Origin of the sequence: Paenibacillus sp. FSL L8-0340 (genome assembly GCF_038593145.1) — a bacterium.
Lineage (GTDB): Bacteria > Bacillota > Bacilli > Paenibacillales > Paenibacillaceae > Paenibacillus_AQ.
In genome coordinates this window covers 7,164,569-7,182,160 of the sequence record NZ_CP151967.1, presented here as the reverse complement: position 1 = coordinate 7,182,160, position 17,592 = coordinate 7,164,569, and the positions used below count along the sequence as shown (strand labels likewise).

General features: G+C 45.1%; 17 protein-coding genes. 14 read left to right on the top strand and 3 right to left on the bottom strand.

The window, feature by feature from the left end; genetic code table 11:
- The first annotated feature begins 296 nt into the window (after positions 1 to 296).
- Positions 297 to 1,133 carry a hypothetical protein gene (locus tag NST07_RS32880; RefSeq protein ID WP_341380114.1) on the top strand — a complete coding sequence of 279 codons (837 nt, stop codon included), beginning with the start codon at positions 297 to 299 and terminating at the stop codon, positions 1,131 to 1,133.
- Between the two features lie 127 nt (positions 1,134 to 1,260).
- Here NST07_RS32880 and NST07_RS32875 read toward each other — a convergent pair whose 3' ends face one another.
- The gene (locus NST07_RS32875; protein WP_341097141.1) at positions 1,261 to 1,392 is read right to left on the bottom strand and encodes a hypothetical protein; all 132 of its coding nucleotides are present in this window, start codon (positions 1,390 to 1,392) and stop codon (positions 1,261 to 1,263) included.
- Positions 1,393 to 1,501: 109 nt separating this feature from the next.
- Between NST07_RS32875 and NST07_RS32870 the strand changes: the two genes are divergently transcribed.
- The 10 genes from NST07_RS32870 to NST07_RS32825 all read left to right on the top strand — a co-directional run bounded on the left by NST07_RS32870 (position 1,502) and on the right by NST07_RS32825 (position 13,928).
- Positions 1,502 to 2,962 (top strand): glycoside hydrolase family 32 protein, encoded by a 1,461-nt coding sequence (locus NST07_RS32870; protein ID WP_341097139.1) that lies wholly within the window; start codon positions 1,502 to 1,504, stop codon positions 2,960 to 2,962.
- A gap of 15 nt (positions 2,963 to 2,977) precedes the next feature.
- Positions 2,978 to 4,327 carry an extracellular solute-binding protein gene (locus tag NST07_RS32865; RefSeq protein WP_342480804.1) on the top strand — a complete coding sequence of 450 codons (1,350 nt, stop codon included), beginning with the start codon at positions 2,978 to 2,980 and terminating at the stop codon, positions 4,325 to 4,327.
- Positions 4,328 to 4,397: 70 nt separating this feature from the next.
- The gene (locus tag NST07_RS32860; RefSeq protein WP_341380112.1) at positions 4,398 to 5,291 is read left to right on the top strand and encodes a sugar ABC transporter permease; all 894 of its coding nucleotides are present in this window, start codon (positions 4,398 to 4,400) and stop codon (positions 5,289 to 5,291) included.
- Positions 5,291 to 6,127 (top strand): carbohydrate ABC transporter permease, encoded by an 837-nt coding sequence (locus NST07_RS32855; RefSeq protein WP_341380111.1) that lies wholly within the window; start codon positions 5,291 to 5,293, stop codon positions 6,125 to 6,127. The genes NST07_RS32860 and NST07_RS32855 overlap by 1 nt, the downstream gene beginning before the upstream one ends.
- Before the next feature lie 72 nt (positions 6,128 to 6,199).
- The gene (locus NST07_RS32850) at positions 6,200 to 7,939 is read left to right on the top strand and encodes a sensor histidine kinase (protein ID WP_341097132.1); all 1,740 of its coding nucleotides are present in this window, start codon (positions 6,200 to 6,202) and stop codon (positions 7,937 to 7,939) included.
- Positions 7,940 to 7,967: 28 nt separating this feature from the next.
- Positions 7,968 to 9,542 (top strand): response regulator, encoded by a 1,575-nt coding sequence (locus NST07_RS32845; RefSeq protein WP_342480803.1) that lies wholly within the window; start codon positions 7,968 to 7,970, stop codon positions 9,540 to 9,542.
- Between the two features lie 250 nt (positions 9,543 to 9,792).
- Positions 9,793 to 10,185, top strand: a complete 393-nt coding sequence (locus tag NST07_RS32840; RefSeq protein ID WP_342480802.1) for a hypothetical protein — start codon at positions 9,793 to 9,795, stop codon at positions 10,183 to 10,185.
- A 341-nt stretch (positions 10,186 to 10,526) separates the two neighbouring features.
- Positions 10,527 to 11,861 carry an SMI1/KNR4 family protein gene (locus tag NST07_RS32835; RefSeq protein ID WP_341097126.1) on the top strand — a complete coding sequence of 445 codons (1,335 nt, stop codon included), beginning with the start codon at positions 10,527 to 10,529 and terminating at the stop codon, positions 11,859 to 11,861.
- Between the two features lie 556 nt (positions 11,862 to 12,417).
- Positions 12,418 to 12,975 (top strand): sigma-70 family RNA polymerase sigma factor, encoded by a 558-nt coding sequence (locus NST07_RS32830; protein WP_341097124.1) that lies wholly within the window; start codon positions 12,418 to 12,420, stop codon positions 12,973 to 12,975.
- Positions 12,972 to 13,928, top strand: coding sequence for a hypothetical protein (locus NST07_RS32825; RefSeq protein WP_342480801.1), 957 nt, complete (start codon positions 12,972 to 12,974; stop codon positions 13,926 to 13,928). The genes NST07_RS32830 and NST07_RS32825 overlap by 4 nt, the downstream gene beginning before the upstream one ends.
- Positions 13,929 to 14,002: 74 nt before the next feature.
- On the opposite strand, the gene NST07_RS32820 is transcribed toward NST07_RS32825, so the two are convergent.
- Complete coding sequence (locus NST07_RS32820) at positions 14,003 to 14,884, bottom strand: GNAT family N-acetyltransferase (protein WP_342480800.1); 882 nt, start codon at positions 14,882 to 14,884, stop codon at positions 14,003 to 14,005.
- Positions 14,885 to 15,012: 128 nt separating this feature from the next.
- On the opposite strand from NST07_RS32820, the gene NST07_RS32815 reads away from it, so the two are divergent.
- A complete protein-coding gene (locus NST07_RS32815; RefSeq protein ID WP_341380108.1) occupies positions 15,013 to 15,753 on the top strand; it encodes a YwqG family protein in 741 nt (246 codons plus the stop codon).
- 64 nt (positions 15,754 to 15,817) lie between these two features.
- On the opposite strand, the gene NST07_RS32810 is transcribed toward NST07_RS32815, so the two are convergent.
- The gene (locus tag NST07_RS32810; RefSeq protein WP_341097118.1) at positions 15,818 to 16,186 is read right to left on the bottom strand and encodes a DUF1304 domain-containing protein; all 369 of its coding nucleotides are present in this window, start codon (positions 16,184 to 16,186) and stop codon (positions 15,818 to 15,820) included.
- Between the two features lie 265 nt (positions 16,187 to 16,451).
- Between NST07_RS32810 and NST07_RS32805 the strand changes: the two genes are divergently transcribed.
- Positions 16,452 to 16,742: a hypothetical protein gene (locus tag NST07_RS32805; RefSeq protein ID WP_342480799.1), complete on the top strand. Its 291-nt coding sequence runs from the start codon at positions 16,452 to 16,454 to the stop codon at positions 16,740 to 16,742.
- 123 nt (positions 16,743 to 16,865) lie between these two features.
- Complete coding sequence (locus NST07_RS32800; RefSeq protein ID WP_342480798.1) at positions 16,866 to 17,582, top strand: lytic transglycosylase domain-containing protein; 717 nt, start codon at positions 16,866 to 16,868, stop codon at positions 17,580 to 17,582.
- Positions 17,583 to 17,592 lie beyond the last annotated feature (10 nt).

The following is a 17,592-nucleotide window of genomic DNA, read 5'->3' as shown; positions in this document are numbered from 1 at the left end:
ACCCCTGTTTATTCTCTTTTGCGGACCCAGCGGACCTTATCTGCTCTGCATTCTATCTAAAAACGGCCAGCAGGGAGAAATAACTGCGCTGGAGTCCGTTTCCTTACTGTAACAGGCAAAAAGCCCCGAATAAGAGCAGCTAGGTCCGTCTATGCCCAGAGCCAGGAATGGAGTAGATAGGGGTCCCCAAAAACCTTTAGTTTAACCTATATATCTTTAATAATTCTGATTGATGGAAAATCCATTAATAAATATAATAGTAGCAAATATAGGTTAGCCAGGAAGGGGAAGCTTAAATGATTCCATTAGATGACGTAGACAAATGCTACCCATTAATAAATGAGCGGGCACAACGTTTTTTGAGTGAGCAAGAACTGAAGCAATATCTCTCCCTCCCGCAAAACGAGGTTGAACACCAGCTTAAACTGTTGCTGGAAAGTCCGATTGCCCAATTTACCATTGTAAATGAAGTCTACTTCAGAGCGCGTTGGGCGGAGGTTTTTGAAGCACTGCAGTTGGGAGATGAACTGACATTATTGGAGGTGGCTTCCGGCGATGCAGATATGGTTCCCCAGGTCATGGCACGAACCCATCCGAACAGTACATACATAACGGCGAATATGAATAAAAGCCTCACCACCAGTTTGCTGCAGAAAACGCGGGGCCTTCCCCTGCATATGAAAGTCATAGAGGACGATGCAGCTTATCTCGAAAAACATCTGCCTTCCGGGTCAGTGGATCTTATCGTTTTTCAGCATGCGGTCAATGATATCATCCAGGCGATTTTGTGCGGACAGGCTGGAATCGACACCATCCATACAGATTGGATGGAAACTTTGCCGGCCATGATCAAACTTCTTCAGCAGGAGGTTGCCTCGGGTACACTCGAAGTTCATGCCATGCAGCCTTTTATCACCTTGATCCACACTTTATTGATATTTTTGCGAACAGATGGCATTATCGCTATGAATCATTATATGTTCCAATTGGACCTTGACTGGGGCTACCCGGTAGATTTGTTTGAGAATATCATCCCCCTGACCAGACGCTGGCTGAACGGGATTGAGGGGTGCGAAGAGATTTTTATTCCCGGTTTTGACCGGCAATGGTGGATCTTTTTGCAAAAAAGATAAGGATGCTTCACAATCGCGGTGAACCTCAACTACCAGGCCAAGTCTTGTAGCCCTCGCGGTTCACTTGGTTGGTGATTCTTCTCAGCCCCCGGCCCACCGTTCCACCTTCCGTCCCTTACGCGTTGTTTCATCCCCATCTTGATTTTCTCCACGATAATGTTCCATTGGTACTCAGCCCCATCATCTGCATCATCATCCCGCCTGAAGAGGTCGCCATATCGAAATCCTTCTCGTACATACTGATCCACAGTCTTTTCATTAAATTAGGAAAACCAAAAATATTGAACATATGACAAAGAAGTTAGAATTTAAAGCGTTTTCAATCCCTTTTATAATCAAGTTATGATAAAAGAAAGGGGTTACAAAAATTGACTAACTTATTTTACAAGCCGAACGGGGCTTGGGTGGGGGACCTGATCCCCTTTTACAAAGACGGCAGCTTCCGTTTGTTCTATCTTCATGATTGGAGGGAGAACAAGAGTATTCATGGGGAGGGAACTTCCTGGTTCGAGCTCCGCACAAGCGATTTCGTGCACTACGAAGAAATGGGCGAAATGCTGAAGCATGGAAGTGTGAGCGAGCAGGATCTTAACTGTTATACCGGCTCGATCATCGAAGCCCATGGAGAATATCATCTGTTCTACACTGGCCTCAATCCGAATCCGGAATTCATAGAGAACGGAGTGCCACTCCAATGCGTCATGCACGCCGTGAGCACGGATATGGAGCAGTGGCGGAAAATTCCCGAGGATACCTTCTATTCCGACGGAATTCAATATGAAAGGCATGACTGGCGCGATCCCTTTGTATTCTGGAACGAAGAGGCGGGGGAATACTGGATGCTTCTCGCCGCAAGGAACAAAGAGGGCCCTTCCCGGCGCCGGGGAAGCATCGGGCTCTGTGCTTCGAAGGATCTCAAGCAATGGGAAATCCGCGAACCGTTCTGGAATCCGAAAATGTACGTGACGCACGAATGCCCGGACTTATTTCAAATCGGGGAATGGTGGTATCTGGTTTACTCCACGTTCTCGGAGCGATTTGTCACCCATTATCGTATGAGTAAATCTTTAAGCGGACCTTGGACGGCGCCGAGAAACGATGCGTTTGACGCTAGGGCGTTCTATGCCGCCAAAACATGGAGTGACGGAAACAAGCGATATGCTTTTGGCTGGGACCCTAGCAAGGAAAACGAGGATGATTACGGTGATTGGCAATGGGCCGGGAATTTGGTCGTGCACGAACTCGTTCAGGAACAGGATGGAACATTAACGGTTCGTATCCCGGAGACAGTCTCACATCATTTTTCAAATGAACAGGCTGCCGTGTGGGGTTCCCGGCTTGGGGATTGGAAGGAGTCAGAGGGAGGCATAGCGGCGGTGGCAGACGAGACCTTCTCTTGCATATCTGCGGGTTCCATGCCGGAAACTTGCAAAATTTCGGCCCGGTTGTCCTTCTCCGAAGGAACCAGAAGCTGCGGTATTATGCTTCGTGTTAGCGAGGACAACAATGATGCCTATTATATTCGCCTTGAACCTATTCATAACCGCCTGGTGTTCGACATGTGGCCCCGCCGGATAGAGGGTGAGATGCAGTGGCATATCAAAGGAGACCACCCGCATGCGGTAGAGCTGGAAGTACCAATAGAATTGCATGCCGATACGAATTATAATATCGAGATCGTTATGGAGAATTCTGTTTGCGTCGTATACTTGGCCGACCAGGTCGCCATGACTACACGTTTGTATAATTTAAAAACCGGCAACTGGGGCTGCTTTGTTCAGGAAGGCCGGGCGAATTTCGAACAGGCATCCATTTCGGTTCCCAACTAACAGGAGGTCTTATAAATGAAACGTTATGTCAAATGGCTGACTCTCTCGTTATCACTGGTTGTCCTGGTGGCGATGGTGAGCGCATGCGGAGGCAAAAATACTAATAACGGCGCTTCAGAAACCGGATCGGCAAATCCGCCGAAGGTGGACAAGAAAACATACAAGTGGTTCGTGGCCCGCGGTGTAGACAGCCCTCCAGCCGTTACCGTAAAGGAAATTGCGGACGAGTTTTCCCGAACACATCCGGAATTCGAGCTGGTTCTGGAAGGTACGGGTGATCGCCCGTCCTATCTGCAGAAGCTGCGCACATTGATTGCAAGCAATGAGATGCCCGCCATGTTTGATACAGATCCGGATGCCTATGCTTCCAAGCTGGTGGAGCAAGGCAAACTGGTCGATATGAAAAAACTGCTGGAGGAGCTGGGGAAATATGAAGATTTCCGTCCGGTGGCCTTGCAATATCAGCAGTTCGCAGACGGCAGCATGTATACTTTCCCGTTAGAATATGGAATCGAGGTATTCTGGTACAACATCAAGATGTTCAAGGATCTTGGCCTGGAGCCGCCGAAGACGTTCGATGAGTTCATGGAGGTTGCCGAGACGCTGAAGCAAAGCGGGGTTACGGCGATTGCCGTCGACGGCAAGGATAAATGGCCGGTTCTCCGGTACCTGGCGTACAAACCGTTCCGCATGACAGGCAATGATTTTATTGAAAATATAAAGCAAGGGAAGGAATCTTTCAAGGACCCTGCCGGCATGGAAGGTATTAAGTTCGTGCACGATCTGGGCACCAAAGGGTACTTTCAGGAAGGATTCACTGCAACGGATTACACCGCAGCGCGTGACTTGTTCCTGGGCGGCAAAGCCGGCATGTATTACATGGGTTCATGGGAAACTATGAACTTCGTAAATGATAAAGTAAGCACAGAAATGAAGGACAATATCGGGTTTTTCCGGCTTCCCATGATGGAAGGTGCCAAAACGGCTGAAAATGATTATTTCATCAACTCGGGCATCGGCGTTGCCTTCAACCAGGAGACCTTCGATGATACGATGAAGGAATTCGTCAAATTCCTTCTGGAACAATATCCGAAGGCCTATACGGAAAAAGGCCAATTCTCGCCTTTCAATTATTCACTTGATCAAGAACAGGGGATGCCGGAGCTCTTCTATAAAATTCAAGACGAAATCGCGAAATCCGGCAACGTCTTTGCGGTCCCGTGGGATACGCGCCTTGATCCGGCCACGAATGAGCTGCTCGGCAACGAATTAAATGCCTTGGCTCTGGGAGCCCATACTCCGGAAGAATTTGCCGAACTAATGGATCAGGCAATTAAAGAAAACGCGCCGAAATACTTCAAATAGCGATACTAAACATGGCGGCCAACCGCAAGCCGGTTGGCTGCTGTAAGTACAATAAAACTAAAATTAGGGAATGAGCAAGCATATGGATAAAGTCCTACGCAATCGCAAAGCCGCTCTTGTCTTCCTGTTGCCTGCATTATTAGTGTATTTGCTTACCGTCCTGGCTCCCATCCTTTGGTCGATGTATTTCAGTTTCTTCTCCTGGGACGGAGTTTCAGATATGCTCTATATCGGCTTTGACAATTACGCCAAGATGTTCGGCGGCGACAAGACATTCTGGAAGGCATTCAGCAACAATCTGATCTATGTTTTCATTATTGTAGCCATGCAGGTATTTCTTGGTTTGTTGGTTGCTATCTTGCTGACCAGCATCACCAAGGGGAGAGAATTGTTCAAAACATTATATTTTGCCCCTGCTATCATCACGTCAGTAGCCATAGCACAGTTGTTCCAAAATGTGTACTCGTTTGAACCTGTCGGAATCCTGAACTTTTGTCTGCAGCAGATTGGTCTTGGAGACTGGAGCAGGCCTTGGCTTTCCGACTTGAAGTGGGCTCTGAGTGCCGTATCGGTACCCGAAGGTTGGCGTTATATCGGTCTTTATATGATTATCTTGTATAGTGCGTTAATTTCCATTCCTTCCGATATCGAGGAAGCTGCCAGAATTGACGGAGCTTCTTCCTGGAACCTGTTTCGTTCGATTAAAATGCCGCTGATTAAGCCAGTTCTGATGGTTTCTATCATTATGGCTACTACGGGAGCGCTAAAAGGGTTCGACATCCCGTATCTCATGACGAACGGGGGACCGGGCCGCGTAACGGAATTGTTGCCGACTTATATGTACAAAACTGCATTCTCCAGTCTGGACTTTGGTTATGGCAGCGCGATGGCCGTATTTATCGTCGTTGAAAGCCTCATTGCAGTCGCCTTTATCAGACGGATGATGGACAGTAAGGAGACCTGATGATGAAATTTTCTGGCTATACTAAAGCGGTTCTTGTGGTAGTTTCCTTTGCTCTGCTTGTCATTCAAGTGTATCCGCTTGTCTGGGTGTTCATCTCCAGTTTTAAGGCGCCTACCGATTTTTCCGGTGATAACCCGCTCAGCCTGCCAAGCCAATTCACTTTCGATAATTATTTCAATGTGTGGAACAAAGGGAATTTGGGGACTTATTTTTCCAATAGTCTCATCGTCGCCGTGACGACCATCGTGCTTGTGATCCTATTCAGCGCGATGGCTGCTTTCGTTATTGAGAAGATGTCTTTTAAATGGAGTCAAAGCGTGTTGTTTCTATTTCTGTGCGGCATTATGATTCCGATCCAGGTCGTGCTCATACCGCTGTTCATTCTTTATAACAAAATAGGAATTATCAATACGCTCACTTCTCTCATTTTGCCCCAAGTAGGTTTTGCACTGCCGATCTCGATCTATCTTTTCGTGAGCTTCTATAAATACATTTCGAATGAGATCATGGAGGCTGCTGTCATGGATGGCTGCGGTGTGTATCAGGTTTTCTGGCGGATGATTTTCCCTCTATCCCGGAATACGATAGTCACGGTTGTCGTTATGAATCTGATATTTGTCTGGAATGAGTTTATTTTCGCGAATACGTTTATTCATGACCTTAAATCACGGACCATTCCAGTTGGCTTGATGGATTATATCGGGCAGTACGGTTTGACGGATTGGGGAGCCACCTTTGCTGCAATTAGCATTACGACCATCCCGACTATGGTGGTTTACTTCATTTTCAACAAGAGCGTTATTTCCGGTATGACCGCAGGTGCGACTAAAGGTTAATCTCCCATATGCATATGACTGAAGGTATACTGATAGTATCAGGTTGCCACTCTTCTTGGTCAGGGGGATTTCATGAGCATAAAACGGCTGTTCCTGTCGATAAGTATCCGAAGCAAGATTATTATTTTGTCCATAGCCTGTTCCTTGCTTCCGCTGGTCCTGATTGCTTCCTTAACCTTTGTCTATTTAAGCAAAGTGATCGAGAACAAGATGTCCGACACCACCTCGAATTTGCTAGGCTCCATCAATTGGAATATCCAGACTTTCGTGAATGATGTTGAATCGATTTCGAAGCTGATGTTGTCTTCCCGAGATGTTCAGAACTTCCTTTCCTATACTAAGAATGATTTCAAGGAGATCTATGACCTTCAAAATGCGACCCGCAGTCTGATCGTCAATATTACCAACAACAAATCCTATATTCGTTACGTTTACGTTGGCAGCGGGCAAAGGGAACTGATTACCACAAACCAATGGGACAGATTGACTTATGACAATATCTATCAGGCGGTCTCACGGACAACATGGTATCAACAGGTGGGGGGGATGGGCGGCCGGGGCTTGTGGCTGAACAGCGATGAAGTCCGGCTTCTCAAGGACAGCCCGAACCTGCTGCTGTACGGCAAACGGTTAAACAATCTTGAAACGCTCGAGCCGATCGGCATGTTGATTATTTCCATCGATAGACGGGTCTTCGATGAAATGTTCAAGAACATTTCCAATGCGGAAAAAGGGGATTTGATGATCCTGGAGCAAAACAAAATCATCTATTCTAATTCCCATAACAATGATTTAAAAAAAATTCCTCAAAAGGATTTGGATCAGATCTATGATTTGCCTGAGCGAGGGAACCGCATCGAAACGATGGATGGAGAACGGTATGTCATCACCTTCGAAACGAATCCGGTAACCCAGTGGAAAGTGGTCAGCATGATCCCTTATTCAAGCATTAACTCGGAAATCATCCTGATTCGTAATGTTACGCTCTCATTGACGCTGGTAGCTTTCCTGCTTGCCGCCTACGGCGCTTATCTCATCTCGAAGCGGATCACCAAACAGTTGACTTTGCTCACTTCTGTAGCAAGAAAAGCGGCAAAACGCGATAAAATCGAAGGAATCCTTTTTATAGAAGAAGATGAAATCGGTAAAATCGGAAATCAATTCCTGCGAATCTTCCGCACCAACACGGAATTGTCGGACAAATTGATCGAAGCCAAGCTTAAGGAGAAGGAAGCTGAGCTTCATGCGCTGCAGAGTCAAATCAACCCTCATTTCCTATACAATACGTTAAATTCCATATATCTAATGGCGGAACGAATCAGTGCCAAAAACATTTCCAAAATGGTCATGTCCCTTTCGAATATTTTTAAATTAAGCTTGAACAACGGGGACTATATTACAACTGTCGGGAATGAAATCGAACAAGTGAAAAATTATTTAGAGATTCAGAACATCCGCTATAAGGGGAAGTTTGAGGTGATAATCGACCTCGAACCTGGAATCGAGCACATTCGCATGCTGAAGCTACTTATTCAGCCGTTGGTGGAAAATGCGATCTTTCATGGAATCGAGTTGAAGGAGGACAAAGGGAACATTGCCATCCGGGGACGTATAGAAGGAGAAACGCTTATATTCGAAGTCGAAGATGACGGAGTAGGTTTTGATTCTGATGCCATGAGGCCAAGGGGATATGCCCTGAGGAACATACAGGAACGGATTCAACTGCATTACGGCCAAGACCGCGGGATCCGCATAGACAGTGTTCCAGGCGCCGGAACCAAAGTAACCCTAGAGATCGGAATAATGGATTGAGGCCGGGCTGCGAAGGTGGGATAACATCATGTATAAACTTTTTATAGCGGATGACGAACAGCTTGTGGTGGAGACATTGTCGGCCATGATCGATTGGAATGCATCTGGGATACGGATTGTGGGCACTGCAAATAATGGCAAACAAGCCTTGGAACGGATTCTTCAGTCGGACCCGGACATTGTTCTGACAGATATTAGGATGCCTGGCTTGAACGGACTTGAGCTGATCCGTACCCTGAAGGAGAATGGCTGCAAAGCGGAATGCATCATCGTGAGCGGCTATTCCGAGTTTGAATACGCCAAAGAGGCCATTGAACTGGAGGCGGTGGATTATCTGATCAAGCCTGCAGAGCTAGATGAAGTGGCAAGGACCGTCTCAAGGGCAATTCAACGTCTGGGGCGCAAAGCGGATCAAACGGGGAATAACCCTGAGCATCGAATTGCAAAAGCATTAGACCGGGCGATATTTACGGATCTAATCGTCAATGGAAAACGTCCATCATTCGATCAAACGCCATACGGACAATATGACCAGTTTGCAGTGATCCTGATTGGAAGCCCGGCGACGCTTTTGCTCGAACGAATGAAGGATAAGGGCATTACCGATGCTCTCCTGAGCTTTTTGACGAACCGCGGAATCGTCGTGGATCTGCTCTATGAGCAGCAAAAAGTCATCTTATTATGCATGGCGAGTCTGGAGAAAGACGCGTCATTAACGGAAATTCTGATGGCTGCAGCCGCAACATTTTCAAATGACGGCTCATGGGACGATACTTTATTGTCGTTTGGAATCGGTCCGGTTGTAACCGAAATAATGCATATGCATGTCTCGTATTTGGCAGCCTGCAAGGCATGTCAAATGGGTTTGTTCTTCGGCGCTCCGGTAATGGACGTGAGCAGCTGGACGGAGATTTCCCGTGTTTCAGAAAGAGTGGTCTCCGATTGGTCTAATCAAATACAATCCTTTATCCGTTACGAACAAAAAGAGTTCGAAGCGATGCTAGAACGTTGGACAGAATGGGGGACAAAGCAATTAATCGCTCCCGATACCCTGAAGAAGACAGGCGCCCAGTGGGCTAACCGGTTGCACGATCTGATCGGGCAGGACTATGGAATCAAGATCGAGAGAGTGACCGGAGACCGCACGCGGCTGATTGAAGAGATACATGAAGCGCCGGATTGGGCATCTTTGAAGAAAATATGTATGGATTTGGCGCAGAGTGTGCAATTTTATTTGAACGTAACGAAGACTACCCTGAAGGAAAAGGTGGCTCATGAAATCAAAGCTTATCTTGAATCCCATTATCATGAGAATATCCAGCTCGATCAATTGGCAGAGCGGTTTGATCTCAACGCTTCCTATGTAAGCAACTTATATTCTAAATCAACCGGGCAAACGATTCTGGAATATGTCACTTTGCTGCGCATCCGGCAAGCAAAAAAGATGCTGAGGGAAAGCAGCTTCAAAATCTCTAAAATATCCACTAATGTCGGATATGATAACCAGCGGTATTTCTGTCAAGTGTTCAAGAAGCATGTAGGCGTTAGTCCCGGCCAGTATAGAGAAGAGCATATGATAAAAAGCGAAGGAGATCATCACTAGCGTTCGGCATTTTGATTGATGCGCTCGTGGTCCGAATGATGCTTGTGCTACAGAGTGATGGCTGGTATCTGTTAGAACAGTACAATTTTATCCCTGGAGAGTGGGCTTACCCCGCTCCTTTTTTTTGGAGAAGGATTATAGTAAATGAATAACTCCGTGTGACGGGAAATGAAAGCGATTACTATTCTCGATAAGGTTTATCACCAAAAAGAGGAAAAGGGAGGGGGTTGATCAGCCGTAAAAATGGGACTTGTTATATATTATTAGCGTTTACACAGAACAAGCAAGTATACAGGTTCGGCAAACGGAGCTGCGCTGCTTTTCATCGATGGCCGGTATAGGTTTGAATAAACCGGGTTACCTGGGCTACCACTCCACGGCGTTTACGGCCAGCCATCAAACCGTTTTTTTCGTGTCATCGGCATATCCTATCGGTTTTCCCATGCTTAAGGAGCAGAATATTGATCTTGAGGAGGTATTTATGCTTACGAGAAAAGTAATGAGACTTCTATTAGCGACCCATCAGAAGCAGGTATGGGACGGAACGTCCTGGACCGATACCGCCATAACGGATACCCGGACTGTGGACATTACTGTAAGTCTGGCACCTGCAGCCAGTGCGACAATAACACGCTTACGCTGAATGCATCAAACATAACAGCAGGAGGCACTGTAACCATCATGGCAGCGGGCGGCAGAATGCGATCGGGACCATTTTGGGAGAGGAGCGGTATTATCCGGTGTAAAAGTTGAAGTGAAAGATTGTTGCCCTTATCGTATAAACGTATAATTATGAGTGATTAAATGAGCACCCGTCAGGCGGAAGCTTGATCTACAAAAGAAAGGGTCATCCTGTGAAGGGTGGCCCTTTTTAAAACTGCCTTGCATACAGGAACTGTTGTACCTTACGGATATAAATTATATACATACTATCGTTGTGGCAAACAAAGAAAACCTGGCTATCGTCAACAGGAGGGTTCAAATATGTGGTTTGGGAAGAAAGAAACGCAACTGGATCGAATAAAAAACAAATTGAATCTAGCCATGTGTAAAGACACGGCTTTCTCGGAGTTTGGATCATCCTCACATCAATACAGGGTTAATGGGAAGCTTGCAGCAAAAGAGCTGGCGGACTGGCAAGCCCACAATCAGGTCACACTTCCTGAGCCTTTCGCGCAGTTTTTAACGAAAGTCGGCAACGGAGGCGCCGGACCCTATTATGGAATTTATTCGATCGAAAAGGCAGCTTCCTATACCGAGCGCCAGGCACTCCTTGCAGAAGCTGTTCTGCATCCCGGGATGACCAAAGAGGAATGGAACCATCTGACGGAGCCCTTGACCAACGACGAGGACATCCCCGATGAGGAATACGACGACGCCCGTAATAAGGTGCTGGGCGGCATGTTGTGCATAGGCACCCAAGGCTGCGAATACGATATGTATCTTGTGCTTGAAGGGAAACACAGGGGGAGAATTGTGTACACCTCCGATTTTCATCCCGATCATCCCTTTTTCTTTGTCTATGAAGACAACTTTCTGGACTGGTATGAGCGCTGGCTGGATGAAATTATTCTGGATTATGATAACGGGTGGTTTGGCAGTCGAATGCCGGGTGATGAGAATGCGCTGATCCAGATTTATCAGAGCGCTCCAAACGAAGAAATCCAGGCAAAAGCGCTAGATGGAATGTTCAAGTTTAAGAAAATCTCTCAGCCAACCCTTGGTTTTTTGAAAAATATAGCGAAGCAAAGCCCAAAAAATCGGACGACAGCAATTTGGCTAATCTGCAAAACTTCTTTTGATGCGGGTAGAAAATATCTTCTGGAGCTGTTGCAATCGGATGGGCATGAGGGTTTTCTGCAAGCTTTAGAGATTCTGCAGGCTTCCAGTAAAACTGTGAATTTAACGGAGTTCATTCCAGTGATCTTGCAAAGGCTTGACAGGATTCACGACCCGGAAACGTTGCGTTATGCAGCGTATATCCTGGAGGATTACGGTGCGATTACTCTCCAGAACTTTGCACCTTTCTTGTGCCACGCCGACCCGAAGATGCAAACTACTGCCATCTATGCCGCGCGCAGTTGTGAGAACAAGCAGGGAAGCTGGGAGATCATTGAACAGATGTTGATGGGGGGCGGCCCGCAGGTTCTGAATAACTCGATTTTATACTGGGGCCTTATTCCACATGAGAAGTTGCTGCCTTACTATAAGGCGGTATGGCCGGAGTATAAAGGCAATCCGAATTTCAGAGAGAAATTTATCGGTTGTTTGCGGGAACTGCATTTGACCGATGACTATTTTGACAAAGATGAATCGTGAGTATAGTAATCCATATCGAAATAGAGAGGCTTGGCGCGAAGAGAACATTGGTTCAATCTCTCAAGGAAAAGGTCGTCCTGAAAGGGAGGGGCCTTTCTTGCTGTTTGGATGAGAATAAGGAATAATAAAAAAACATTTTTGAACAAGGGCGTGTGCGTCCGGAAAGTGTATTCCTGGCTCTGAGCACAAACGGACCGAGTTGCACCTATTTGGGGCTTTTAGCCTGTTACAGTAAGGAAACGGACTCCAGCGCAGTTATTTCTCCCTGAAGACCGTTTTTAGATAGAATCCAGAGCAGATAAGTGCATCTGGGTCCGCAAAAGAGAATAAACAGGGGTTTTACTCTCGATAGCGTCTCCTGAGTCCGAGTGAACGAATCCGCTGTGTGCTTTTAGGGACCCTATCTTCATTCAATACTAAACCCTGCTTCCCCAGAGCTCTTCCAGTTTGAGGACACGCTCTAATTAATAGGAAAGAGTCGAGAAAAGTGCAACCAATCCTACGAACTTTCTACTATATAGATAAGAGGGATAAGATTTGTAAAGGAGAATACCGGATGGAAGATCAGGGAATAGTTCGCCTGTACTTACAGCGTTCACAGCAAGCCATTATAGAGACTAAGAATAAATATGGGGCATACTGCAGAGTGATTGCAAGAAACACACTTTCCAGTTATTCGGATATTGAAGAGTGTGAGAACGATACATACTTAGGAGCATGGAATGCAATACCCCCTAATATGCCTAGGAAGTTCCCTGTATTTCTAGGGAGGATCACACGTAATATTGCGCTTGATAAACATGGTTATAATTCAGCGAAAAAGCGTAATCGTGAGTTTGAAGTTATTTTAACTGAATTAGAAGAATGTTTAGCTTCCCCTGAGACTGTAGAAACAGAGTATGAAGCAGGTGAGATAGCCAATTTAATCAATCAATTTTTATATGCCTTAGATGAGCAAGCAAGAAATTTATTTATTGGGAGGTACTGGTACTCCTATTCAATAAAGGATCTTTCTAAGAGTTTTAATATGAGTAGCAGTAAAGTGAAGTCCATATTATTTAGATTAAGAAATAAACTTAAAGTTCATCTGGAGAAAGAGGGGGTTAACCTATGAAAAAAGAAGAGTTATATAGAGAGATCGGATTCATTGATGAGAACTTAATTGAAGCGGCAGAGCACAGTGGAATCGGGAAAAGGAAAAAAAGTATTTCTAAAAAGTGGGTTGTTTTGGTTGCCTGCCTTATCCTTTATAGTTCAACCGCTTCAGCTTTATTAGCAACAGAATATTATAAAAATAATCAAAATGCAGAGCCTTATATACGTTATTTAAGAGCTGAAGACATGGAGCTAGCGCCTGTTACTCAATATGATGCGGATAAATTTCTGCACGCTTTAAAAAGTGATAATGAAGAATATGTATATATTGCTATTAATAGGCTAGTAGAATGCTTTAATGATCAAAAGCTGAGAGAAAAAGCGTTAAAAGAACTCCAGCCATTTTTAGAAAATGATAATCAAAAAATCGCCGATTCGGCTGCTTTCGCTATAGATATTCTGTCAAAAAGTTACCGGAGCCCTTATGTTTTTAAGTTGGCAGACGGAAGTATATTGTTTGCGTTATTTAATAATTATTCGGATTATGGGAGTCAAAATGTCCTCTGGAGGATAAAAGACAATGTGCTTAAAGAATATTCAAGTTTTTCTCCACCATCTATGTATATTACAGATATTATTCCTTCACCCAATAAGAAGTTAGTTGCGATAGTGACATGCTCTAATAAAAGTGAATTCGTTCAAATTATTAATATTGAAGAGGGAATGACAAGTCCAGAGTTAGTAGAATCTGCAAGAGTCAAATATGGTGCACAAAAAGAATTAGATACATGGATTCGCACAGATTATGAGAATTATAGCTATGCAGATAAAATAGTGTGGAAAGACAATGATACTTTAGAGTTTGAGGGTTCTCTTGCCTATCAGGATACTGCGGTTATAGAAAATGTTACTGTAACGTATCAGTTTAGTAAAAAGGTAATAGAAGTGAAAGGACTTAGTGAGTCTAGATGAGAAGTTAACGGTTAATTCCGGCAAACAGAAGCGGGAATAGGGTCGGATAATATCCGCTTCTGTCTGCCGTTTGGTTACCATGCTTTTGACCACATTTCCCGGTGGCAGGCGGTTTCAAAACCAATTTTGGGATAAAAATCGGGAGCGCCTCCGAAACAATAAGTAGCTCCTAATGGTTCAGTGCGCTTCATTAGCTCGGTTACGGCTACAGTTGCCAGCCCTAAACTGCGATATCGCGGATCTGTAGCAAGGGGTTCAAGATATGCAAAATCGTTCACACCATCAACCCACATTCCGGCAAAACAGGCGTACTCTCCATTGGGGGCTTTTATTATTGCGGTAAGGTCCTTTCTGAAATGTGGACCACTCTGCATGAGCAATCTGGAATCAAGGTCATCGTCAGGCTCGTCTCCATGGTTGAATCCCCGCCACAATACATCGTTAATTTTACGCAGGTCATTTTCATTTTCTAAAGTTATGAAAGTGAATCCCTCGGGTAATGTGCGCGTGGAAAAACCCGAAACGTAATTGTAAACTCGGATTGGCTCACTGTATACCTTGTGATATCCTTTTTGGACAAGCGATTTTATAAGATGTTCTTCATAATCGTATACCCTAATATCGAGGCTGTATTGGTCAGCGGATCTCTTAGACAGCTCTGTCTCTGCATATTCAACCATTTCATGTTTTAAAAAATCATATCCTTCTTTGGTTGAAAAGTAGCATTCGCCAACGTCCATTTCATAGCAAGCTACACCTACAACTTCTTCGTTCTCCTCCCAAATACCGAATCGATGTGTTAGAGAATGATTAAAATAAGGGTGTGTATGCGCATACTCCCAAAAAGGCTGCGGGACATTACCACCCAACTGATACTTCTTGAAGTTTAATCTCATGAACTGAGAGACTCTTTCGAAATCGGAAAGTAATCTATACCTTCTTAACGTAATCTTCATGTTATGACCTCCTCCGTCGTTATATGAAATAAGGTATCATGAGATTTTTTTATAATCTATGCAGAGAACATATTAAACAAAACTTGCCGCTTGAAATCGTAAAGTTTTTCAAGGAGAAGGAGATACAAATGAATAACAACGACTTTTTAGAGAAGATAGAACAGTCAGGGATAGCACGCCATAAAGAGTATCTACGCCAAGTTGTGAGACCAGCAATTGATATAGTTAAGAATAACGATGTTGAACCACGATTGGGCTGTAGCCGTTTTGGAGGAGCGCCTGATTTACCAGCCGGTAGCGAATGGCCTACATATGCGGGCAATCCATATCGATTCCTGGGCCAAATCAATTTTGCGGAAATCTCATTAACTGGAGCAGACTTGCCATCTACAGGACTCCTAAGTCTTTTTGTAGCGGATGACCCCGAGGGTGAGGGTTGCCTGGAGGCTTTTGAGGACGGATATGTTCATGCTATATATATTCCTGAATCCATAGATCTGGAGGAGATATCGCCGCCGCCCAATTCCGATAATGGCAAGACCACTGTGATTGAATTTATCCCGGCGATGGATATTCCTTATGACGAATACCAGGTGAAGGACTGGCCTTTCGGGGAAGAAGAGAACGACATATACACTGAAATACGAGATTCTTTGCATAAAAGCTCAGACTACCTTCTAGGTTATCCTTCTCATTGTACACTTGCATATGATCCATCGCCTGGAGCGGGGTGGATCTCTCTGTTAACTATTGCCTCCGATGATGATCTTGAATGGTGTTGGCATGATGGCGACAATTTGATGATATTTATTGAAACAGAACGGCTTAAGAATTTGGACTTTAGTGCGCTTAAGTCTGATGCCGGTTAATGTTCTGGAGAAGAGGGCACAAAAAGAGCCATCCACAAAGGATGGCTCACTATGGGGAATTGACCTACAGATTCGCCACAAGAACAGCCAGAATAGCCACAAAGGCCGGGAGGCCCTGAACCCATAAAATCGACTTCTTGGCAGTGACGCTGCCATAAATCGCTGCCACACCGACACAGATCAGAAAAAATAGCTGAAGCTGAAACCCCGTCGTTTCATTCGGATGGAACAATCCCCATAATAAACCAGCGGCCAGAAAGCCATTATACAGTCCTTGGTTAGCGGCTAGTGACTTTGTTTCCTGCGCAAACTGCCTGCTGATTCCAAACGCCTTCTGCGCTCTTGGAGTAGTCCACATAAACATTTCCAAAACCAAAATATATACATGCTCAAGCGCAACCAGTGCTACGAGTATCGTACTCAAAATCATCATTACAATCTCCTCCATTCCATCCTAATTAGTAGTTATCTAAATTATATTTTGCAAAATATAATATTACAAAACTAAATATATCTAATTTCCGAATTTTTGTCAATTGTTTATAAAATTGAAGTTCCTAATTGCCTCTTCCTGGTACAAAGCCCCTCAGGAAATTGTCTTTTTTCATATTAACTCTTGAACCTCCTGTTACAGGAGGTTTTATTGTTTGTCTACGGCAGATTCAAGCCACAGAAATATTTAGGGGGGGGTTCAGGAGATGAGATTATTTGAGGCAATATTTATCGTATTTAATGTAATGCTGCTTATAGGGTTGCTGCTTGGCACCAAAAAGTCACGGCCTATGCTATGGGCAGCTGTTACTGTATCGGGTGCTTTGTTTGTAATTCATTGGCTGCTTAAAGGCTTGCGATGGCCGCTAATCCCAGCGTATGTATTGATTGTTTCACCGTTAATTGTCTTGCTATGGAGACGGATTACAGGTGCAAGGAAAGCCGGAGGCTTTCAAGGAGCAGTGAAGCAACCAAACCCCGCTTGCTTTTTCGGGTAGTGGTTTGGCTGGGTGTGGTGTGCTATGGAAGAATTAGCGTGGCCATGCTGCTATTATTTCCTATCTTCACTTTTGATAAGCCAGAGGGATCCTACGGTATAGGAACTGATTCCGATTCTTTTTGTGGGTGCGCTGTTTGTACTTATGATTATGGTCATGATGTTCAGCAGCAGCTCGGATTCAGAGGGGAACTACGGGGGCGGTGGATGGGGGAGCGGGACTATTTCTCAGCTCGGGGAATCTGAGATTCCAGGGGAGTATATTCCAATCTACCAAGCTGCCGCACAGAAATATGGAGTCCCTTGGAATCTGTTAGCTGCGGTCCACCGCATTGAAATCCGGTTCTCTACGTTAGATCCTATGATTTCATCCGTTGGAGCAGAAGGTCATATGCAGTTCATGCCTTGTACTTTTATCGGATGGGGGCATAGCTCCTGTAGTGGTGCAGGAAAGGGAGATTTCAGCGCTGAGGAAAAGATCAGTTTGGCCGTAATCTCCCAATATGGCGGCTATGGCGTAGATGCTAATGGTGATGGTAAAGCGGATATGTGGGATTTAGAGGATGCAGTCTTTTCCGCAGCAAATTACCTGGGGAAGAACGGCGCAGCATCAGGGAACGTTGAAGCTGCGTTGTACCAATACAACCACAGCCAGGAATACATTTCCGAAGTCATGAAATACGCTATGCTTTACGTAACGGAAGGGTACGATGCGATTACAATACCGCAACCGGGTAAAGCAGGGTTCAGTCGTCCGGTCAGCGGTCAGGTTACGTCCGGATTTGGTCCGCGTACCCATCCGGTAACAGGCGAAGTAGGTAAAAACCCCATGAAGGCGTAGACTTTGCCTG